24 protein-coding genes are annotated in these 20,581 nt (G+C 57.1%); 13 read left to right on the top strand and 11 right to left on the bottom strand.

Annotated elements, in window-relative coordinates:
* Both AC2FLA_RS05495 and AC2FLA_RS05490 read left to right on the top strand, forming a co-directional pair.
* Positions 1-636, top strand: a complete 636-nt coding sequence (locus AC2FLA_RS05495) for an HAD family hydrolase (protein WP_496721114.1) — start codon at positions 1-3, stop codon at positions 634-636.
* A gap of 23 nt (positions 637-659) precedes the next feature.
* Complete coding sequence (locus tag AC2FLA_RS05490; protein WP_496721112.1) at positions 660-839, top strand: hypothetical protein; 180 nt, start codon at positions 660-662, stop codon at positions 837-839.
* Here AC2FLA_RS05490 and map read toward each other — a convergent pair.
* From map to AC2FLA_RS05470, 4 genes are all read right to left on the bottom strand, one after another.
* Positions 827-1,639: a type I methionyl aminopeptidase gene (gene map, locus AC2FLA_RS05485; protein WP_113791219.1), complete on the bottom strand. Its 813-nt coding sequence runs from the start codon at positions 1,637-1,639 to the stop codon at positions 827-829. The genes AC2FLA_RS05490 and map overlap by 13 nt on opposite strands.
* Before the next feature lie 330 nt (positions 1,640-1,969).
* Positions 1,970-2,341: a hypothetical protein gene (locus tag AC2FLA_RS05480; protein WP_496721110.1), complete on the bottom strand. Its 372-nt coding sequence runs from the start codon at positions 2,339-2,341 to the stop codon at positions 1,970-1,972.
* A 168-nt stretch (positions 2,342-2,509) separates the two neighbouring features.
* Positions 2,510-3,211: a DNA/RNA nuclease SfsA gene (gene sfsA, locus AC2FLA_RS05475; RefSeq protein WP_496721108.1), complete on the bottom strand. Its 702-nt coding sequence runs from the start codon at positions 3,209-3,211 to the stop codon at positions 2,510-2,512.
* Between the two features lie 39 nt (positions 3,212-3,250).
* A complete protein-coding gene (locus AC2FLA_RS05470; protein ID WP_496721106.1) occupies positions 3,251-4,006 on the bottom strand; it encodes an SDR family NAD(P)-dependent oxidoreductase in 756 nt (251 codons plus the stop codon).
* 99 nt (positions 4,007-4,105) lie between these two features.
* Here AC2FLA_RS05470 and AC2FLA_RS05465 point away from each other — a divergent pair, with 99 nt between their 5' ends.
* From AC2FLA_RS05465 to AC2FLA_RS05445, 5 genes are all read left to right on the top strand, one after another.
* Positions 4,106-4,669: a TetR/AcrR family transcriptional regulator gene (locus AC2FLA_RS05465; RefSeq protein WP_496721104.1), complete on the top strand. Its 564-nt coding sequence runs from the start codon at positions 4,106-4,108 to the stop codon at positions 4,667-4,669.
* Positions 4,670-4,739: 70 nt separating this feature from the next.
* Positions 4,740-5,462, top strand: a complete 723-nt coding sequence (locus AC2FLA_RS05460; protein WP_496721102.1) for a competence/damage-inducible protein A — start codon at positions 4,740-4,742, stop codon at positions 5,460-5,462.
* Positions 5,459-6,178, top strand: coding sequence for a GNAT family N-acetyltransferase (locus AC2FLA_RS05455; RefSeq protein WP_496721100.1), 720 nt, complete (start codon positions 5,459-5,461; stop codon positions 6,176-6,178). The genes AC2FLA_RS05460 and AC2FLA_RS05455 overlap by 4 nt, the downstream gene beginning before the upstream one ends.
* A gap of 5 nt (positions 6,179-6,183) precedes the next feature.
* Positions 6,184-6,756, top strand: coding sequence for a peroxidase-related enzyme (locus AC2FLA_RS05450; RefSeq protein ID WP_496721098.1), 573 nt, complete (start codon positions 6,184-6,186; stop codon positions 6,754-6,756).
* The gene (locus AC2FLA_RS05445) at positions 6,753-7,655 is read left to right on the top strand and encodes an OmpA family protein (protein ID WP_496721096.1); all 903 of its coding nucleotides are present in this window, start codon (positions 6,753-6,755) and stop codon (positions 7,653-7,655) included. Before AC2FLA_RS05450 ends, AC2FLA_RS05445 begins: the two co-directional genes overlap by 4 nt.
* 433 nt (positions 7,656-8,088) lie before the next feature.
* Here the strand turns inward: AC2FLA_RS05445 and AC2FLA_RS05440 are convergent, their stop codons facing one another.
* Positions 8,089-9,444: a methyltransferase family protein gene (locus tag AC2FLA_RS05440; protein ID WP_496721094.1), complete on the bottom strand. Its 1,356-nt coding sequence runs from the start codon at positions 9,442-9,444 to the stop codon at positions 8,089-8,091.
* 102 nt (positions 9,445-9,546) lie between these two features.
* On the bottom strand, positions 9,547-10,452 hold the full coding sequence (locus AC2FLA_RS05435) for a LysR family transcriptional regulator (protein ID WP_058275233.1): 906 nt from the start codon (positions 10,450-10,452) through the stop codon (positions 9,547-9,549).
* Positions 10,453-10,680: 228 nt separating this feature from the next.
* Here AC2FLA_RS05435 and AC2FLA_RS05430 point away from each other — a divergent pair, with 228 nt between their 5' ends.
* Positions 10,681-11,121 (top strand): DUF4399 domain-containing protein, encoded by a 441-nt coding sequence (locus tag AC2FLA_RS05430; RefSeq protein ID WP_282119589.1) that lies wholly within the window; start codon positions 10,681-10,683, stop codon positions 11,119-11,121.
* A 26-nt stretch (positions 11,122-11,147) separates the two neighbouring features.
* Here AC2FLA_RS05430 and AC2FLA_RS05425 read toward each other — a convergent pair whose 3' ends face one another.
* The 3 genes from AC2FLA_RS05425 to AC2FLA_RS05415 all read right to left on the bottom strand — a co-directional run bounded on the left by AC2FLA_RS05425 (position 11,148) and on the right by AC2FLA_RS05415 (position 13,898).
* Complete coding sequence (locus tag AC2FLA_RS05425; RefSeq protein WP_496721092.1) at positions 11,148-11,525, bottom strand: hypothetical protein; 378 nt, start codon at positions 11,523-11,525, stop codon at positions 11,148-11,150.
* Entirely contained in the window at positions 11,522-11,773 is a 252-nt protein-coding gene (locus tag AC2FLA_RS05420; protein ID WP_496721090.1) for a hypothetical protein, read from the bottom strand. The genes AC2FLA_RS05425 and AC2FLA_RS05420 overlap by 4 nt, the downstream gene beginning before the upstream one ends.
* Positions 11,774-11,870: 97 nt before the next feature.
* A complete protein-coding gene (locus tag AC2FLA_RS05415; RefSeq protein ID WP_496721088.1) occupies positions 11,871-13,898 on the bottom strand; it encodes an FAD-dependent oxidoreductase in 2,028 nt (675 codons plus the stop codon).
* A gap of 137 nt (positions 13,899-14,035) precedes the next feature.
* Here AC2FLA_RS05415 and AC2FLA_RS05410 point away from each other — a divergent pair, with 137 nt between their 5' ends.
* The 3 genes from AC2FLA_RS05410 to AC2FLA_RS05400 all read left to right on the top strand — a co-directional run bounded on the left by AC2FLA_RS05410 (position 14,036) and on the right by AC2FLA_RS05400 (position 16,925).
* On the top strand, positions 14,036-14,521 hold the full coding sequence (locus AC2FLA_RS05410) for an RNA pyrophosphohydrolase (RefSeq protein ID WP_496721086.1): 486 nt from the start codon (positions 14,036-14,038) through the stop codon (positions 14,519-14,521).
* A gap of 194 nt (positions 14,522-14,715) precedes the next feature.
* Entirely contained in the window at positions 14,716-16,089 is a 1,374-nt protein-coding gene (locus AC2FLA_RS05405) for a radical SAM protein (protein WP_496721084.1), read from the top strand.
* A complete protein-coding gene (locus tag AC2FLA_RS05400) occupies positions 16,086-16,925 on the top strand; it encodes a DUF547 domain-containing protein (RefSeq protein WP_496721082.1) in 840 nt (279 codons plus the stop codon). The genes AC2FLA_RS05405 and AC2FLA_RS05400 overlap by 4 nt, the downstream gene beginning before the upstream one ends.
* Before the next feature lie 8 nt (positions 16,926-16,933).
* Here the strand turns inward: AC2FLA_RS05400 and AC2FLA_RS05395 are convergent, their stop codons facing one another.
* Both AC2FLA_RS05395 and nth read right to left on the bottom strand, forming a co-directional pair.
* Positions 16,934-17,923, bottom strand: a complete 990-nt coding sequence (locus AC2FLA_RS05395; protein WP_496721080.1) for an adenosine kinase — start codon at positions 17,921-17,923, stop codon at positions 16,934-16,936.
* On the bottom strand, positions 17,920-18,564 hold the full coding sequence (nth, locus tag AC2FLA_RS05390) for an endonuclease III (protein WP_496721078.1): 645 nt from the start codon (positions 18,562-18,564) through the stop codon (positions 17,920-17,922). Before nth ends, AC2FLA_RS05395 begins: the two co-directional genes overlap by 4 nt.
* A gap of 118 nt (positions 18,565-18,682) precedes the next feature.
* On the opposite strand from nth, the gene AC2FLA_RS05385 reads away from it, so the two are divergent.
* Positions 18,683-19,534 (top strand): methylated-DNA--[protein]-cysteine S-methyltransferase, encoded by an 852-nt coding sequence (locus AC2FLA_RS05385; RefSeq protein WP_496721076.1) that lies wholly within the window; start codon positions 18,683-18,685, stop codon positions 19,532-19,534.
* 50 nt (positions 19,535-19,584) lie between these two features.
* On the top strand, positions 19,585-20,478 hold the full coding sequence (locus AC2FLA_RS05380; protein WP_496721074.1) for a cation diffusion facilitator family transporter: 894 nt from the start codon (positions 19,585-19,587) through the stop codon (positions 20,476-20,478).
* The last annotated feature ends 103 nt before the right edge of the window (positions 20,479-20,581 follow it).

Genomic DNA, 20,581 nt, shown 5'->3' with positions numbered 1-20,581 from the left:
ATGCACGACCTGGTCATTTTCGATTGCGATGGTGTCCTGGTCGATAGTGAGGTTCTGTCAAACCAGGTTTTGATCGACAGCTTTTCGAGATATGGGCTGAACCTGTCTTTGGCGGAATGCATGGCGCTTTTCGTCGGCGGTACGATGACCGGTGTCCGCGAAAAGGCCCGGGCGCTGGGCGCGGACCTGCCGGAAAATTGGATCGAACAGATCTATTCGGAAACCTATGAGGTTTTGCGTGCCGGTACACCTTTGGTTGCGGGTATCCCCGAGCTATTGGAGCAGTTGGATTCATTGGGTATTCCGTATTGCGTCGCCTCGAATGGCCGCCCGGAAAAGATGCAGATCACCCTGGGCCAGAACGGATTATGGGACAGGTTCCGGGATGTGATGTTTTCGGCGCATATTCTGGGGGTGGGTAAACCCGACCCTGCTTTGTTCATTGCAGCAGCGCAGCATTTCGGTGCCAAGTCCCCGGTCGTCATCGAAGACAGCGAAAGCGGAGTGACCGCTGCCAAGCGCGCCGATATGCGGTGCCTTGGGTATGGGGCCGATGACGACGGTGCGCGGCTGGCTGCGTTGGGCGCCGAAGTCTTTGACGACATGGCGCAAGTGCCAAAGCTTTTGGGTCTATAGCCCAATTATGCTAGGATTGGCGGATGGACCGCACCGCCACCTCTCTGTTCTGGACCCACTCACAGGCCGCTGAAACCCACACCGGACCCGCGCCCAAGCCTTTACGCGCGCCTGTGTTCATCCACGACGCGATTACGCCGTGGGGCACGGAAACATTGCTGCTGAAACTGCTGCGCGAACAGGCCGCCGATCAGGACGAATAGGTCGGATGGAACTTATTGCCCGGTGACAGGGTAAAGATATCGACCCCATCAGCCGTCACACCCACCGAGTGTTCGAACTGCGCTGACAGTGACTTGTCGCGGGTCACAGCGGTCCAGTCGTCGGCCAGTGTTTTCGTCTCAGGACGGCCAAGGTTCACCATCGGTTCGATGGTGAAGAACATGCCCTCTTCCAGCACCGCGCCGGTGCCCGGACGGCCATAGTGCAGAACGTTTGGCGGCGCGTGGAATACCCGGCCCAATCCGTGGCCACAGAAATCACGGACAACGCTCATCCGATGCGCCTCGACGTAGGCCTGAATGGCGTGGCCGATATCGCCGAAGGTGTTGCCCGGTTTGACCGCCTCGATGCCTTTGAACAGGGCATCATGTGTCACTTGGATCAGACGTTCAGCCTTGCGGGGTAGTTTGCCCGCAACATACATGCGCGAAGTATCGCCGAACCAGCCGTCTACGATGACCGTAACGTCGATGTTCAGAATGTCGCCATCCTTCAGTTTCTTGTCACTGGGGATGCCGTGGCAGACCACGTGATTCACGCTGATACAGCTGGCATGCTGATAGCCCTTGTAGCCAATTGTTGCCGATGTCGCGCCCGCATCCTCGACCATCTGCGTGATCATGCCGTCAATTGCGCCAGTGGTCTGGCCCGGAAAGACATGTTCTGCAATATCGTCGAGTATCCGCGCAGCCAAAGCCCCTGCCGCATGCATGCCGGCAAAGTCACCCTGTTCATAAATGCGGATGCCGTCCTTGGTCAGGCGGCCACGATGTTCTTTCATCGACGCTAAGCTCCAAATGTTGCGCGCAGCACTCCTTTTACGCTGCTTGTGCAGAAAGTTCCAGAGGGTGCGGGCCGTGGAATTTTTCTTACAGCGGAAATGAGGTGACATGCCTGACTTTCAAGCGAACTTGGGAATTTTTGGCTTTCTTCGGTCAAATGAAATGTGTTCGAGACGCCGTGGCCGGATAGCCTGGCTAAAACCTGGCAACCGCGCATTTTTGCAGCTTAGTAGACGGCCGCTGGCCTGTTCTCATGTTATACGATCGCTGCGCATGGAAGGTCCCGGCCTTCCCACCGGGGCCTCTCAATCAGAGTTGATCCGGTTTGCTCATACGCAACTGTAAAAGATTTGATGCACCGGGCGTGCAATGCCGTTGGCCTGTGTTCTGCTGTTGATGCCCAAATCCTTCTTGATCACGGCACGGCCCGTCAAACTTGCGCTGTTCTGTTGTGCGCAAAAGGATTCGACGCGTCGTCTAACTTCTGGCTCAGATACTTCATCCGGAAAGAACCCAACCTCGATTGTTTTATAAACACCACCAGATTCAAGCGGAAAGGCCAGATCAAGGCCCTGTCGGTCAGCCGGATTCGGGAAAGCGTTCTGCAAAAGTGCAGCGCGGCGTGATGCTGCCGCCTTTGGATCGACGGAACATCCCGTCAGAGCAATGGCTGCCACGGTGATTAGCGCAATATACTTCATGAGATTTTAGATTTTTCCTATTTTTGTTGTGCGAATAGCTGTTTCCAGCGTGTGTGCGTGCAAGGCCGCACGTGTTGTATCATGAGGGACTTTGGCAGATTTTAGGCAGATTGTCTGACGCAGTGCATTTTTTCTATGCTTTTTGCGGCGGTACGACTTTCAAGCCAATCATCCGCTGAACCTGAAAGTATCCACCCAAACGCCATCCGGTGAAATCCGGGTCCCATAAATCAGTCTTTCCACTCCTTTAGCCTGTGCAGCTTCGAAAGCGGCCGTATAGGTTGGGTCGACATCTGCCGCCAACGCAAAACGATCGCAATCGGTTCGCTGCACCAGATACAGCAGGATCGCACGATGTCCTTGTGCCACCATGTGTGACAACTCACCCAGATGTTTGGTTCCGCGTGCGGTTACGCTGTCGGGAAACTCTGCCAGTCCCGGTTCGCGGGACAGGGTCACGCTTTTGACCTCGACATAGGCGTCGGGCAGGCCAGGTTGCGTCAGCAGAAAATCAATACGGCTGTTTTCGCCGTACTTCACCTCGGGACGGACGGTTTCATAGGCTGCAAGCTCAGGTATTTCACCGGCCTCAAGGGACGCGCGCAGGGCTTTGTTGGGCACCGAGGTGTCAACACCGGTAAAATGCCCGTTCTCATGATCGACCAGACGCCAGCCGTATTTCAGTTTTTTCTTCGGGTCATCGTTGGGTTCCAACCAGATCTTCTCGCCGGGTTCCGCCAGACCCATCATTGACCCCGGATTTGCGCAATGGGCGGTTACTTCACGCCCGTCCTCCAACTGGCAATCGGCCAGAAAGCGTTTGTAGCGGCGGATCAGGCGGGCGGGGATCAATGGGGTGGCAAACTTCATACCACTCGGCTTAACGCGCCCCCGCCCACATGGGAAGTGTCAGACGAGGCCCGCCATTACGCCACCATCAACATCCCAGACTGCCCCAGTGACCCAACCCGCATCATCGGACAGAAGATGGGTGACGGTATGCGCCACATCCTCGGGCCGACCGACGCGGCCGATTGGGTGGAAAGCGTCGAAAGCATCAGTCAAGGTCGCTTCTATCTGGTCCGGTGCGATGAAGGCACCATAGATGGGCGTCACCACCACCGCCGGAGAAACGGCGTTCACTCGGATCTTATGTTCCGCCAGCTCCATTGCCAGATGCTGCGTCAGGGAATGAAGTCCGGCTTTGGCCATCGAATAGGCCGAGGACGGTGTGGCGCGAACTGCCTGTTTTGCCCACATAGAGCCTATGTTGACGATATTACCGCCTCCGTTGGCTTTCATATTTTCGGCCACGGCCTGCGTGATGAAAAAGGTCGCGCGGTTCAGATCCATATAACTGCCATAGTCTTCGACGGTGTGTTCCAGGAACGGTTTTGGCGCGAATGTACCGGCTGCATTTACCAACCCCTGAATGTGACGCGTGTCCGATTTGATCTGTTTGATCAACGCCTCGACGTCTGCCGCGTCGCGCAGGTTCGCGCGGTATATGTCCGCAGCGCCGCCAAGTTCCGCTTTCGCCGCGTCCAACTTGCTGGCGGATGACCCGACAAGGGTCACGTGCCCGCCACTTGCTATGATTTGGCGCGCTGTGGCCAGACCCATTCCGCTGGATCCACCGATGATAAGTGTTGTTGTCTGTGTCATGATCTGATTCCCTATCTACTGATAGGTAGATATATTGAGTTTGAAATCTGAAATACAACCCCCTATCTAGTGGTAGGTAAATTATAGATTGATGAGCAGATGCCCAAAACGGAAAAACCCCTGTCAGAAACTGCCAGCCGTATTTTGGATGTGGCCGAGCGTATGGCGCGACAAGGCGGGTATTATGCCTTCAGTTTTCGCGACATCGCGTCTGAAATCGGCATCAAATCGGCCAGCATTCACTACCATTTCCCCACCAAGGAAGCTTTGGGTGAGGCGCTGGTTACCCGGTACACTGATCGGTTCCTGGGGGCGTTGGGGCGGTTGGACGAAGCCACGCCTTTGGAATCTCTTGAACAATATGTGGCGGCATATCGACAAGCATTGATTGAACAGGACCTGATGTGCCTGTGCGGTATGTTCGGTGCTGAAATCGCAAGGTTGCCGGACCCGGTTGCCAGAAGAACGCGTGAGTTTTTCGAACGCAATCTAGTATGGCTGGAAACTGTCTTCAGGGCCGCCGGTGCCACAAACCCCGAAGCGCGCGCCGGTGAAACGATCGCCCGTTTAGAAGGAGCGATGATCCTAGCGCGGTCGATGAACGATATGGACCTGTTCCAAAGCGTCACTGCCGATTTGCCTGCCCAAGCGTTGCGAGAATGACAAACGGGCCTTGCGAGGTTCAGCAGGAACGATATCTTGCGGCCTGTGCCATTTAAGGAAAGGACAGGTCATGCCGAACCCAACCGCAGCAATGCTTGTGATCGGGGATGAAATCCTGTCGGGGCGCACCCGGGATGCAAACATGCATTACCTTGCGCAGGAACTGACCAAACAGGGCATCGATCTTAAAGAGGTTCGTATGGTCAGCGATGACGCCACTGCCATCGAACAGGCCGTGCGCGCCCTGTCGGACTGCTTTGATCATGTGTTCACCAGCGGCGGAATAGGTCCGACCCATGACGATATCACGGCCGACTGCATTGCCCGCGCCTTTGGTGCATCGATTGATGTGCGCGCCGACGCCCGAGCGCTGTTGGAGCGGCACTACGAGAACTCCGGGTTGGAACTGAACGCCGCGCGCCTGCGGATGGCACGTATTCCGGAAGGCGCGACATTAATCGACAATCCGGTCTCAACCGCGCCGGGATTCACCCTTGGCAACGTGCACGTCATGGCGGGAATCCCCACAATTTTTCAGGCTATGGTCGCCAGTGTTTTGCCTAAGCTGACCGGCGGCGATCCCCTGTTGTCGCAAACGCTGCGGGTCAACCGGGGTGAAGGTGACATCGCCTCGACCCTGTCGGCTTTGGCTGAGGATTATCCTGATCTCGCCATCGGCAGCTATCCGTTTCAGGTAAATGGTGTATTCGGCTCTAACGTAGTGGTTCGTGGCACGAACGGGTCACAGGTCGATGCGGCCACGACCCGGTTGGCGAAAGAGCTGGAGCTTTGAGCCCGAACTGGGCCGACGTTGTCGACGGTACATGGCCGGCGGCTCGGTTCGAGATTATTGGCCCTTTTCGCCTGCGACAGGGGTTGGGTGGTGGTTCGCGCGTTTCCGCGGCCAGCGCTCTGGCATCGGCGACCGACGAGGATATTAGAGCCGCTGAAGGGGCGATGCGCGCGATGGGTCAGCGGCCCATATTCTGCCTGCGTCCGGGCGACGAACGGCTGGATCAGCAGCTTGCGGATCGTGGCTATGACATTCTTGATCCCGTCAACATCTACCAATGCCCGGTTGAGGACCTGACAGATACTCCGATCCCCCGGGTCACCGTCTTTACCATCTGGAGTCCGCTGGCGATCATGAACGAGATCTGGGCGCAAGGCGGGATCGGTCCGGAACGGCGGGCCATCATGGACCGGGCCGAGGGGTCGAAAACGGGAATATTCCTGCGTCATTCCGATCACCCGGCGGGGACCGGTTTTGTCGCCATTCACGACGACGTCGCCATGGTTCATGCGCTGGAAATCTTACCGGCCCATCGCCGTCAGGGCTTGGGAAAGTGGGCCATGCGCGCGGCTGCAATCTGGGCGCAGAAGAACGGCGCAAAAACGCTAAGTGTGATCTGCACCAAGGCCAATGACGGGGCAAATGGTCTTTACCATGCGCTCGGGATGGAGATCACCGGAGAATACCATTACCGTCAGCTTGTCCAAGGAGAGTGACCACCGTGACCGACCAAACCCTGCCCACCGCGCTGGACCTGCCGATGGTGGACCCGCTGCCGCCTGAGACGCAGAAGTACTTTGATATCTGTGTCGAAAAACTGGGCTTTGTGCCCAATGTTCTGAAGGCTTATGCGTTCGACATCGACAAGCTGAACGCGTTTACGGCGAATTATAACGACCTGATGTTGGGTGACAGCGGGTTGTCAAAACTGGAACGCGAAATGATTGCGGTGGTCGTGTCCGCGATCAACAAGTGCTTTTACTGTCTGGTGGCCCATGGTGCAGCTGTTCGGCAATTGTCGGGCAATCCGCAATTGGGCGAGATGCTGGTGATGAACTACCGCGTGTCCCCTCTGGACGACCGCCAACGCGCCATGCTGGATTTTGCTGCCAAGATGACGACTGCAAGTACCGAGATCGAAGAACCTGATCGTCAACGTCTGCGCGATGTTGGGTTCAGCGACCGGGACATTTGGGACATTGCCAATGTGACCGGCTTTTTCAACATGTCGAACCGGGTGGCCAGCGCAACGGCTATGGCTCCGAACGACGAATACCACACGCAGGCCCGATGATCCGAACCGCAGCCCTTTTTCTGATGATGATGGCCAGTCAGGGTCTTGCACAGAACCTGACGATGCCCTCTGGCGCGCGGCTGGTCAGCGACCGGACCAGTGAATTGGACAGCTATGAGCTGCCAATCGGCCCTTTCGTTGACGGTGCAGTGCCCGCAAGAGAGGTTGAAGGAAAGGTCGAGCGGTTAACCTGGCGGCTCCAATCGGGTTCTAGCACCACGCTGCAATTACTGGCCCCGCTAAGGGATCAGATCGCCGCACAAGGGTACGAGATCCTGCTTGAGTGTCAGGCCAAAACGTGTGGCGGGTTCGATTTTCGTTTTGGCACCGAAGTCGTGCCAACACCCGACATGTATGTGGCCATTCAGGACTATCGCTTTTTGTCCGCCATTCGGGGGGGCAATGTGGTCAGCCTGTTGGTCAGCCGCAATCCGCCTGACGGGTATGTGCAGATGATCCGCGTCACACCGGTGGGTGCAGAGGCTCCGCCGCCGCTTGTGATCGACGAGCCAGTCACGTCGTCCAGCGACCTGTTGGCCGAATTGGATCAAAACGGCCATGCAATATTGGAAGATCTTCATTTCCGTACCGGAGAGATGACGTTGGGCGAAGGGCCTTTTGCGTCGCTGAAATTGGTTGCCGAGTTTCTGGACAAAAACCCAAACATCCGGCTGGCACTTGTGGGTCACACCGATGACACGGGCGCGCTGGATGCCAATATCTCGGTCAGTACCGGCCGTGCGCAGGCCGTGCGTGCCCGGTTGATCGAGGCGCATGGGATCGCGGCAGACCGGGTCGAAGCGCGCGGGATCGGCTATCTGGTCCCGCTCACCTCGAATGCCACGCCGGAAGGCCGCGACCTGAACCGCCGGGTCGAGGCGGTCTTGCTGATCAACTGAAGCCTAAACGCAGCGCTGAGTTTGAGCTGAATGAGATCACACAAGCCTCCCATAATGGACCAAACGAAAGCCGTTTAGTTTTTTGATTCTCGGAGGAAGTAATGGTGTGCCGCCTACACCTGCATCGGCCTATTCTCAAGCTTGATCTGATAATAGCCCGCGCCTTTTGCCATGGGCAGGTTTACCAACTTGAGATTGCGCAATCGTTGGCCAGAGAATAGCACGCGCCAGGTTGACTGAGGTCACTCAGTTTGAATTGAAGAGCTGTCTTCGTGCCTTGTTGTTAAGCGGCGATGAATGAACAGATCGCGATCAAAGTGACCCTAAACAAGTGCATCTCTGCAAAGTTAACTTCATTTGATGTTCTAAGTCCTCACAAGGCAGCGCTTTTTCTAGCAGTTTAGAATAGTGTTCAATCGGGTGCCAAGAAACACTAGCGAGTGTGAGGCTTGCGACGACCCGAAAGTATCCGCGCAAACAGGCCATTTGCCTCAATCCACTCAGAATATTCACGATAGTCCGCATCCGCCATAAGGTGTTTTTCTTCAGTTTTGGCCCGGGCGTAGTAAACGGCGTTCACTCCAAGCAGCAAAATACAGCTTTGAACAGCCGCCGCCGTTCCGAGGTTTGAAAGGAACGGTACAGACATCAACCACCACATAGCGTTTTTTGACAGGTACGCCGGGTGCTTGGCATAGCGAAACGGCCCGGTCGTAATTATCCCGCGATGTGTCAGATTCGAGAACCTAATTCCGAATGCAACCGTGGCCCAGGCATAAATCATTGCAAGTACTACGATCGCTGACCCCCATAGTGTTAAAAGCAGTGGCATCCCTTCAAACCAATATGTCCAATCTTGAGTGCCGGATTTGTAATCAAGGGGGCCACCTGAAGTCATGAGAATGAATGGCGGGTAACAGATCAACGCTGCAATCCAAGAAGAAAGGTAAGGGTTTGCTGTTCTGATGTGTGAGTCCAGCGCTTTAAATGTGCAAAGATATCCAATCGTCCCGATGCAGACGTCCACGAAAAACGTCAATTGAATTAAGAAGAAAACGGTCGGCAGCGGTTTAGAAAAAAAATTACTCAGATCAGCGTTGATCATGGAATGAATGTTCGTCGGCAGGATCGAGATCATAAATGCTAAGAAAAAACCTTTGACGAGCCATGCGCGACAATGATCTTTGACCTTTTGTCGATTGACAGCCGAGTAGTTTAACGTGACCAGCTTTCCAAAGTGCCAAAGCTCGTCGCGAGGATCCACCATGTGGCGAGTGGTAAATGCGATGTAAATTGGCGACAGGACCCAGAGCAATGGAAAAACGACAAGAGACAATGCCCGGGTCAACTCGTATTTTGATGCTTCATAGGTTGGGATGAGTTGATAAGCTAGGGCGATCACGAGAAAGGTAGCACCCAGACCTATAGTTTTTGTAACTGTAATCTCCATGACTTCAAACCGGTGTCTTGCCAGCCCATAGTCCAAGCCTGTGGAAGCGCGCAAGTGTGCTTTGTCGAGCAAAATAGTCGATGCAACCATCGTTGCCGCAGGCAAACCCAACAACATCATAATGGATAGCAGCAAAGATACTTTGAAATACGCGGCTCCCATTGTGGCGCAGAACAAGGAAACGACACCGATCAATCCAGTGACTTCGCTTACGGCCGAATTCGGAAGTTGCCTTGAACGGACAAAAGTCGCCGAGTGCGGTGCGTCTACGGATTTTTTCTCGCTGGCATTGGTCTCAATCGCCGTGCTCATTCCCTCACCCTTTTCATCCCACTGCATGGTCTTAAGGAAACCGCCACATCGATTCTGGCCCCCAAATCTCAGCAACTTCTCAGAGTATCCTTGCGATGAAACCGCCTTAATGTCGCGCTGCTCCTTAGTTCACCAGTCCATCGGGCCTTTCTCGTGAAAGGCGTCGACGAGAAAATCTATGAATGCCCGCACCTTGGGCTGTGTAAAGCGTCCGGGCGGGTAAACGGCGTAGACGCCCTGTACCTCGTCCGGAAGCGATGGCATCGCATCCACAACGGCACCGGATTTCAGCGCTTCTGCGTACAGATAGCTGGGCAGATATGCGATCCCCAGACCAGAGATGGCGGCGTTCAACAGGGATTGCCCATCGTTCACGCTCAGCCACCCTGCGGTGCGAACCTGTCTTTTTTCACCCGACGGCGCGGTCAGCCTCCACACGTTGCCAGAAGACTGGCTGGAGTAATGCAGCAGCTTGTGTTCGTTCAGATCGTCAATTTTCTGCGGTCGGCCGAATTTCTCGACATAGCTGGGTGCTGCGACCATCCGCTTGACGGTTTCAGTCAGTTTGCGTGCGCGCAGGGTGCTGTCTTCTAACTCACCAATCCGAACGGCTACATCGAACCCTTCAGAAATCAGCTCGACGTAGCGGTTGTTCAGCACCATGTTCACAGTGATATCAGGATAGGCCGCCAGAAAATCCGACAGAACCGGAGACAGATGATTGACGCCGAAATCTGTTGCAACGCTGATCCGAAGCAGACCCGAGGGGGCGGATTGCATCGAAGTCACAAGCGCATCAGCTTCGCCCGCATCATTTAAAACGCGCCGTGCGCGATCGTAATATGCCAGGCCAATTTCCGTCGGCGACACGCGCCTGGTCGTGCGGTTCAGCAGCCGTGCGCCCAGACGGGCCTCGAGGCTGGAAACATGCTTTGACACGGCCGATTTGGAGATGCCCATTTTCTTGGCCGCATCGGTGAAGCCACCCTGGTCCACCACATTGGCAAAGGCTTCCATTTCGGTCAGTCGGTCCATTCTCATTCCCCAGGTCTTAGTCCTTTTTGCCAACCTGACGTCCAATCTAGGCGGAAACAGGGCGGACATGGGATAATATCAGGGTTTCAATTCGGATCGTTTGCATATGGGAAACGCGGAAACGATGGTTTCCTAGATGGCCACAAAGCCTGTAAGCCAAGGGTTTTGGGTGATTTCGGCCAGATATGCTAGGGTGACAATGGCAAATTTGTGACCACGGAGGAGATCATGAAAGCCATTTATACCATCGCAGCCATATGTCTGTCCGCGACCCTTGTATGGGCTGGTGGCGAGACGCCGTCGAACCCGGATGCACGGGTCTATTTTGTAAACCTGTCGGATGGCGACACGGTTTCATCGCCGGTGACCGTGGTCTTTGGGTTAAGCGGGATGGGCGTGGCCCCCGCCGGAACCGAGGTGGAAAACACCGGTCACCACCATTTGCTGATCGACCGCCCGCCATTGGGTGAGGGCGAGGACGGTGTGGACGAGCTGGCCTATGGTCTGCCTGCGGACGACAACCATCTGCATTTCGGCGGGGGACAGACCGAGGTGACAACGGAATTGGCCCCTGGTGCACACACGCTGCAACTGGTGCTGGGCGATGCCGGGCATGTGCCACACTCCCCTCCTATTGTGTCCCAGGTGATCACGATAACGGTCGAGTAGCCGACGTGCCTTCGCGGCGCAGGCAACTATGCCACGTCGGGCAATAGGAAAATACGGCGCGCCAGCGCTGAATTCAGCCGTTCTTGTGGATACCATTGGCTGAGGGCTGTCTTGGCCATCAAATCGGGGTTTTCCGCAATGAATGCCTCGAAAGTGCTGGATTGTGAACTGGCAAGACGCTCTGCGATCAGGCTCATGAATGCGTAGGTGATCGTCAGGTTGAACTTATCCGGGGCGCCGGCCTTGGCCGCAAGTGTTCGGATTCCTTTGGCGTAGATCGCTGCAGCATCGATGAAATCGTACTTGCGCAGCAGATCGTATGCGACCTGTACATGTTCGGCATGTCCGAATGTCGTGTTGTCGATGGCGTGTGCCTCAAACGCGCTGGTGATGTCGGCGCTCATTCTCCGTCCTCCTTGAAACGGTGGCTGTCCTCGGCTGTCCAGTTGAGGTCGTAGACACTTTTGAGCTGTTTGATCTTCTCCAGCGTTTCCTCGGAAAACGCTGCTTTGTTCTCAAAGCTATGCAGGGCAATCCCCTCGATCAGATCGCCAAGGGTCATATCCAGCGACTCTGCCAGCCCCTTGAGGACTTTCAGCAGGCGCTTTTCGATTCGAATTCCCGTTTGGGTGCGTTCAATTTTTTGGCTCATGAAGTACATATGTATATAAGTACCAAGAGAGTCAAGCGGCACGAAAAAAGCCGCCTCTTTCGAAGCGGCTTTCGTCAGAGCAATTGTGACAATGGCGTCAGAACGTAGCCGCCAACCGCGTCCCCTGATTGATCGCCCGTTTAGCATCCAACTCTGCCGCCACATCCGCGCCGCCGATCACGTGAGGGGTGATACCCCGTTCGATCAGCGTATCCGCCAGACTGCGCTCGGATACCTGACCGGAACACAGAACGATGGTGTCCGCGGCTATCACGGTCGGGTCGGCACGGTCCTCACCAAAGCTGACATGCAGGCCGTCCTCGTCGATGCGCTCGTAATTCACGCCGCCCACAAAATTGACGTCCTTCATCTTTAGCGTAGCGCGGTGAATCCAGCCGGTTGTTTTACCCAGACCTTTCCCATGCGCCTGTTTCTTGCGCTGCAACAGAGTGACCTCACGCGCAGGCGCCGCAGGTTGCGGACCCTCTGGTGCCAGGCCCGAGCGGTGTTCGGCCGGGTCGGTCACACCCCATTCCTTCATCCATGCGGGCAGGTCGGTGGTAACGCTGTGGCCGTCTTCCAGCAGGAATTCGGACACATCAAACCCGATGCCGCCGGCACCGATCACGGCGACTGACTTACCGACATCCGCCTTTTCGCGCAGCACGTCGATATAATTGATGACGTTGTCCCGATCCTGACCGGGAATCTGCGGGTCGCGCGGGATGACACCGGTGGCGATAACCACCTCGTCAAAGCCGCTCAGGTCATCGGCCGTAACCTCGCGGTTCAACTCTACTTTGACGCCAAGATCGGCAATCATCGTGCGGTACCAGTCGACCAGTCCCCAGAATTCTTCCTTGCCCGGAACCTGTTTGGCCATGTTCAACTGACCGCCGATCTCTGAGGCGCGGTCAAACAGGGTTACGTCATGACCGCGCTGGGCGGCGGTCATTGCCGTGGACAGGCCGGCTGGACCCGCGCCGACAATGGCAATAGTCTTTGGCGTTTCAGCTGCGGTGATGGTCAATTCGGTCTCATGGCAGGCGCGCGGGTTCACCAGGCACGAGGTCAGCTTGCCGTTGAACGTGTGGTCCAGACAGGCCTGGTTACAAGCAATACAGGGCGCGATCTGGGCGGCCTCGCCGGTAATCGCTTTGTTCACGAAATTCGCATCCGCCAGCATTGGCCGCGCCAGAGATACCATGTCGGCGCAACCGGTCGACAGAACTTCTTCGGCGACCTCAGGCGTGTTGATCCGGTTCGAGGTGATGACGGGGATCGAAACCTTACCCATCAGCTTTTTCGTTACCCAGGAAAAGGCCGCGCGCGGAACGCTGGTGGCGATGGTCGGGATACGCGCTTCGTGCCAGCCAATGCCGGTGTTGATGATCGTGGCACCGGCTTCTTCGATACGCTGGGCCAGTTCAACAACCTCTTCATGAGTCGAGCCATTGGGGATCAGGTCGATCATCGACAGGCGGTAGATGATGATGAAATCAGTGCCCACGGCTTCACGCGTACGGCGCACCACCTCGATCGGCAGGCGTGTGCGGTTCTCATAGGACCCGCCCCAACGGTCGGTGCGCTTGTTGGTGTGTGTTACAATGAACTGGTTGAGGAAATATCCCTCGGACCCCATGATCTCGACCCCGTCATAACCCGCTTTCCGGGCCAGAACGGCAGCGTTCACGATGTCGCTGATCTGTTTCTCGATACCTTCCTCGTCCAGCTCATTCGGCGGGAAGGGCGAGATCGGGGATTTCACCGGGCTGGGGGCCACACATTTCGGACCATAGGCATAGCGACCCGCATGCAGGATCTGCATGGCGATCTTGCCGCCCGCCTCATGAACGCGCTGGGTCACGATGGAGTGGTTCGCGACCTCTTTGTCATTGGTCATCATCGACGCGCCGGGCAGCACCGATCCTTCAAGGTTCGGGCCAATCCCGCCTGTCACCATCAATGCGACACCGCCACGGGCGCGATCGGCATAGAATTCGGCCACACGGTTCCAGTCGCCGGTTTCCTCAAGCCCTGTGTGCATCGACCCCATCAGGACGCGGTTCTTCAATGTGGTAAAGCCCAGATCCAGCGGGGCCAGCATATTTGGGTACGCAGTCATGGCGAACTCTCCCTCCTGATTTTTGCGGATAGATTGACCTTCACGTCAATGTTGTCACGCGAAACCTAACGTCACACCCTTTGCTGGCGCCTTGGGGCTTGATACAGACGTCTCAAAGCACATCCACGAGGCTGCACATGACCCCCGAAGAGATCGCCAAACTGCCCTATCGCCCCTGCGTGGGGCTTATGCTGATGAATGCCGAGGGCAGGATTTTCGTCGGTCAGCGCAATGATCGCCACAAGGAGGCATGGCAAATGCCTCAGGGCGGCGTGGACAAGGGCGAAGATCCACGCGATGCAGCCCTGCGTGAGCTATGGGAAGAAACCGGCGTGACCTCGGATCTGGTCGAGATCGTGGCCGAGACGGATGGTTGGTTGCCGTATGATCTGCCCCACGACATCGTGCCCAAAATCTGGAAAGGCCGTTATCGCGGGCAAGAGCAGAAATGGTACCTGCTGCGATTTACCGGCCTGGACGACCAGATCGACATCCAGACCAAGCACCCCGAATTCACCCAATGGAAATGGCAGCACCCCAGTAACTTGATCGAAGAAATCGTGCCGTTCAAACGTGAGGTGTATCAGCTGGTGATTGCCGCCTTTGCCGACCATCTGTCATAAAGCGGCATGTAAATAAGGTCATCTGGTCCAAGTATCGCGCGCATGGGCTGGGGCGCGGTGCAAACCAGAATGCAGCCCCTGCCACTTTTCCATTGAAACAAACCGGAGGATGGTGCGGTTAGTTCAATCACCGTCCCGCACGTTGGCGTGAGGGGGCGTGGTCGGGTGCACTCGACCTGTCTAGCTTGGCGGGTATGAAAGATACTGCGTCACTTCTATCGACCATCGCGCCCGCCGGGCGCAAGTTCACCGGCACCGACCGTCGCGCGCCTTTGCGCGGCGGCCTGCAAGCGTGCGGGGAATATGGCGCAGGGCAGACGGCAGGCCGGTTCTACCCCATCGCCTGCGTCGCGCTTGAGGTCACGCAACGCTGCAATCTGGATTGCACACTGTGTTACCTCTCGGACCGGGCCGAGATGACCTATGACCCACCGCTGTCGGTTCTGTTTGCGCGTCTTGCCACAATCCACAGCCATTATGGCCCCGGTGTGTCGGTCCAGCTGACGGGGGGTGATCCGACCCTGCGCAAGGTGGAAGACCTTGAGGCACTGTGCCGCGAAATTCGCCGTCTGGGCATGCGGTCGTGCCTGATGACCAACGGTATTCGCGCCAGTCGGGCGTTTCTGACACGACTTGCAGCTGCAGGATTGGATGACGTAGCCTTTCATGTCGACATGACGCAGGAACGCAAAGGGTTCAACAGCGAGGCTGAGTTAAATGTGGTTCGTCGCGCCTATATCCGCCACACGCGCGGACTGGGTCTGCGGGTGTTGTTCAACACGACGGTCTTCGGCGGCAATATTGCTGAACTCTCTGCGCTGGCGCGGTTCATGCGAGACCGCCCCGAGATCGCCTTTGTGTCATTCCAGATGCAAGCCAATACCGGGCGCGGGGTGTTGCGCGAACGTCCCGACGCGATCACGCAGGACAGTGTCATGCGTGCGGTCGAGGCCGGATATGAAACGCCCCTGCATTTTGACACGGCTGCCGTTGGGCATTCGAAATGCAATCGCTATGCAAGTGTTGTGACTGCCGGCGGGCGTGCGGTTTCGGTTCTGTCCGCCAAACGCCTGACTCAGAAAGTGATCGCTGCGCTAAGCCGGGCCGATCAATCAACCGACGGCCATATCGACACCGGAGACAGCGTCCGGCGTATGGCGCGGCGCAACCCGTTTTTGGCGCTGTGGGCCGGGTTGCACCTGCTGAGATGCGTGCTGCGTTTGGGCCGAGGCTTGTTGCGGGGACCTGTCCGCCGGCAATCGGTGTTCATTCATAACTTCATGGCTGCCGAGGCGTTGGAGGAAGATCGCTGTGCCTCTTGCGTCTTTATGGTCGCAACCGCGAACGGGCCGCTGTCCATGTGCGTTCACAACGCGCAGCGTGACATGCATCTGGCCGCACCGGATCGGGTCGACAGGCCATCTGGCCCAAGCTGGTGGAACGCCGCCGTTCCTCGCCTGTCGGGTGGACCCGATCTGCCGGATCTGAGCGATCCGGGTCTGGCCCCGCTCAAGCGGCTCAAAGGGCAGATGCGGGCCATGCGCCGGAACCTAAAGGACGTATCATGAGAAAACTTCTGATCCTGCTGTTGCTTCCGGTTTTGACCGCATGCACAAGTGTCGAGCGTTTGGCCTTGCCCGCCCCCGAGGCATTGCCGGGGCAGACCCTGACCAGATTTGCGTCCCCGCCGGGCGAAAAGGTCGATCACCACGACTGGACCGCCTTTCTGCGCCGTTATGTCGTAGCCGACGGGAAGGGCGTGAACCGGGTAACTTACGGGCAGGTGACACAGGCAGATCGCGCGCGCCTGGACGAATATCTGGTCGATCTGCAAGCCGTTGACCCTGCACGGCTGACACGTGATCAGCAACTGGCGTATTGGATCAACTTGTACAATGCGCTGACTGTGGATGTGGTTCTTGAAAACTATCCCGTTGCTTCGATCCGCGACATCAAGAACGGGCGATTTTCGATTGGGCCGTGGAACCAAACTCTGGCGCGGGTGGCCGGGCAGGAGTTGACCCTCAACGACATCGAACACCGCATCATCCGGCCCACATTCGGTGAACCGCGCATCCACTATGCGCTGAACTGTGCTGCTGTGGGCTGCCCCAACCTGATGGGCCGCGCTTGGCAGGCCGAGACATTGGAGCGCGATTTCGCCGCTGCCGAGCAAGCCTATATCAACGACCCGCGTGGCGTGCAGTTCGACCAACGCGGCGGATTGATCCTGTCAAAGATCTTTATCTGGTTCCGCGAGGATTTCGGACCGAATGAAAAATCCGTGCTGGCCTATATCGCTACAGCTGCTGAACCCGAGCTGCGCGCCCGTCTTCAGCAGACGCCGCGTGTCAAAGCGTATCAGTATGACTGGGCTTTGAACGACGCGGCGGCTGGATCTTAATCAGCGGATTACAGCAACCCTTCGGCGCGCAGCAGGTCCTGCATGTTCGCTTCGGGGCGCGGGCCGATGTGGCTGATGACCTCGCGGGCGCAGATATTGCCGATCTTGGCGCAGGTTTCGTGATCGCGGCCTGTGGCCATGCCAAACAGGAAGCCGGCGGCAAACTGATCGCCCGCACCGGTTGCGTCCACGGGCACGACTTTCTCGACCGGTACGTCGACGCGTTGCCCGTCGCTTAGGACAGTCACGCCGTCGCCGGAGCGGGTGCATACAACAAGCGGGCAGATCGCGGCGGTTTTGGCCAGCGCCTCTTCCAGATCGTCGGTTTCGAACAGGGATTTTATCTCGGCCTCGTTGCCGATGACGAAATCAAGTTCGTTTTCGATCAGCAGCAGGAAATCGACACGGTGGCGTTCCACACAGAAGGGGTCGGAAATGGCGATACCCGCCTTGCCGCCACCTTTGTGGCACGCGCGCGCGGCCTCAAGAAACGCGGCCTTTCCCTTTTCCTTGTCGAACAAATAGCCCTCAAGGAACATGATCTGGCTGTTGCCTGCGACGTCGTCCGATACGTCCTGCGACGACAGTTCCGAGGAAATCCCCAGATAGGTATTCATCGACCGCTCCCCATCGGGCGAGACAAAGATCATCGAGCGCGAAGTCGGCAGTTCGCCCCCCGGCACCGGAGCGTTCACGAAATCAACGCCATCCTCGTTCATCGCATCTGCATAGAACCGGCCCAGAGCGTCATCATGAACCCGCCCGATAAACGCTGAATCAAGCCCCAGCGCACCTGCGCCAGCGATCGTGTTGGCAACCGAACCACCTGGCGTCTGTACCCGGCCTTCCATTGAGGCATAGAGGACCTCGCCACGCTCCTGCTCGATCAGCTGCATGATGCCTTTTTCGATGCCCATCAGTTCCAGGAAACTGTCGTCGGCCTGGGAAATCACGTCCACAACAGCATTTCCGATGCCGGTCAGTTGGTAGGTTTTCATAGGTTCTTGTCCTCAAATTCGCAGAGATCGCGGATGATGCAGGTACCGCACATGGGTTTGCGCGCCTTGCAGTGATAGCGGCCATGCAGGATCAGCCAGTGATGCGCATGCAGCTGAAAGTCGGTCGGGATATTGTCTTCGATGGCGCGTTCGACGGCGTCCACATTCTTACCGGGGCAAATACCGGTGCGATTGCCAACACGGAAGATATGCGTGTCCACCGCCTGCGCCGGATACCGCCACCACATGTTCAACACCACATTGGCCGTCTTGCGGCCCACACCCGGCAGCGATTGCAGCGCGGCGCGGGAATTGGGTACTGCGCCACCATAATCGTCGACCAGAATACGGCTGAGCCTGATGACGTTCTTCGCCTTTTGCCGAAACAGGCCAATGGTCTTGATGTGCTCGATCAGACATTCTTCACCCAGATCCAGCATCTTTTGCGGCGTGTCGGCGATCTTGAACAACGCGCGGGTGGCTTTGTTCACACCGACATCGGTGGCTTGTGCAGACAGGGCCACGGCGACCACCAGAGTATAGACGTTGACATGCTCAAGCTCGCCCTTGGGTTCGGGGTCAGCTTCCTGAAAGCGCGTGAAGATCTCGCGGATCCGGTGATATCCGAGTTGTTTTGCCATCCGCGTCTTAATGCCGTTCGGGGCGCGTCGATACAAGTCCAAAGCCAATGCGCAAGTTCCGGGTCGCGAGGGCGTAACCTGCGCGCTATGGTTTGATCAAGAATATGAGGTAATAGCCATGAACGTCCAGACACCGGAAAGCGGATACCACTACAACGTCATGCGCCGCGCGATCGACCTGATTGATCAGGGCGGCGAGGGCCTGAGCCTGGAAGAGCTAGCCCGCCAGATGGATATGAGCCCGGCGCATTTCCAGCGCCTGTTCTCGCGTTGGACCGGGGTGTCGCCGAAACGCTACCAGCAATATCTGACCCTGGGCCACGCCAAGGCATTGTTGCGGGAACGGTTCACCACGTTGGAAACCGCGCATAACGTCGGCCTGTCCGGCAGTGGCCGTCTGCACGATCTGTTCCTGAAATGGGAATCCATGAGCCCCGGCGAATACGCGCGCAGAGGCATCGGGCTGACCATCTATTGGGGCTGGTTCGAATGCCCCTTTGGCCCGGCACTGGTGATGGGAACCGACAAGGGCATTTGCGGCATGGCTTTTGGTGCTGAAACTGGCGAAGAGGCCGCGATGGAGGATATGATCTCGCGCTGGCCCAAGGCGGAATTCATCGAAGACCCGATGCGTCTGCGCCCTTGGGTTCTAAGCGCCTTTGGCGCGGCAAGCGACCGGCTGGAACCTACGCCGCTGTACCTCATTGGCTCGCCCCTGCAAATCAAGGTTTGGGAGGCCCTGATGCACATCCCATCGGGTCAGGTCACCACCTATTCCGAAATCGCGCAGCGTGTGGGATCGCCACAAGCCGTCCGCGCTGTGGGTACTGCGGTTGGCCGCAACCCGGTCAGCTGGTTGATCCCTTGCCACCGGGCGCTGCGCAAATCCGGCGGGCTGGGCGGCTATCATTGGGGGCTGCCGGTCAAACGCGCGATGTTGGCATTCGAGGCCGCTCAGGCCGACGCATAGTCACGTAAAAACAGACTTTGCGCCGCTGCATCCTGTGATAGTGAGATTCTATGAAGCAGGAAAGCAGGCAGATCACACAGACATTCGCGGCGTGGACCATTCCGGTTTCGGTGGCGGTTTTGCTGCTGAAACTGCTGGCTTGGTGGGTGACTGGTTCGGTGGCTCTGCTATCGGATGCCCTGGAATCGGTGGTGAATGTGGCGGCCGCCCTGCTTGCGTTTTTCGCCGTGCGGATATCTGGCATGCCGCCAGACGAAAAGCACCCGTTCGGGCATAAGAAGGCCGAGTATCTGTCGGCCGTGGTCGAAGGGACGCTGATTGTTCTGGCCGCGCTGCTGATCATTCGTGAAGCCGTATCTGCCTTGCCTGATCCGCATCTGGCTGGGGAACCGTTCCTGGGCATTGCCATAAATGTGGGCGCGACGTGCCTGAATGGTATCTGGGCGTTTCTGCTGTTGCGGGTTGGGCGACGAGAATCCTCACCAGCGTTAGAGGCAAGCGGAAAGCACATTTTGACCGACCTTATGACCTCGGTCGGTGTAGTTGTCGGGTTGCTGATTGCGATGGCGACAGGTTGGTTGATCCTTGATCCCATTATCGCGATTCTGGTGGCCGTCAATATTCTGTGGGAAGGGTGGAAGGTTATCCGCAGCTCGGTCGACGGGTTGATGGATGCTTCGCTGGTCGACGGAGAATTGACATCTGTCCGCGAAACAATCGAAGCCAATTTGGGCCCGGCGTTGGAGTATCATGATCTGCGCGGTCGCAGGTCAGCCAACATGATTTTCCTTGAGTTTCACCTTGTCGTTGACGGCGCCATGTCGGTCGCGGCCGCGCATGACATCTGCGACGATATCGAGGCGGCCCTGAACAGAAAGTTTCCGGGATCAGTTTTTGTCATCCATCTGGAACCGGACAGCGAGTTAAAAAGTATCAGAGCCTGATTGACAGACACATCCGCCAGTGCGAAATGTCGCCCTCAGGTTCGGGTCTCCTGCCGTTCGCAGCCATTTGGCATTGGTGAAACCCGGTTGATGAACATCTGTT

The sequence above is a fragment of the Ruegeria sp. CDSA033 genome, assembly GCF_059612305.1.
This window is presented reverse-complemented; position numbering and strand designations above follow the sequence as displayed.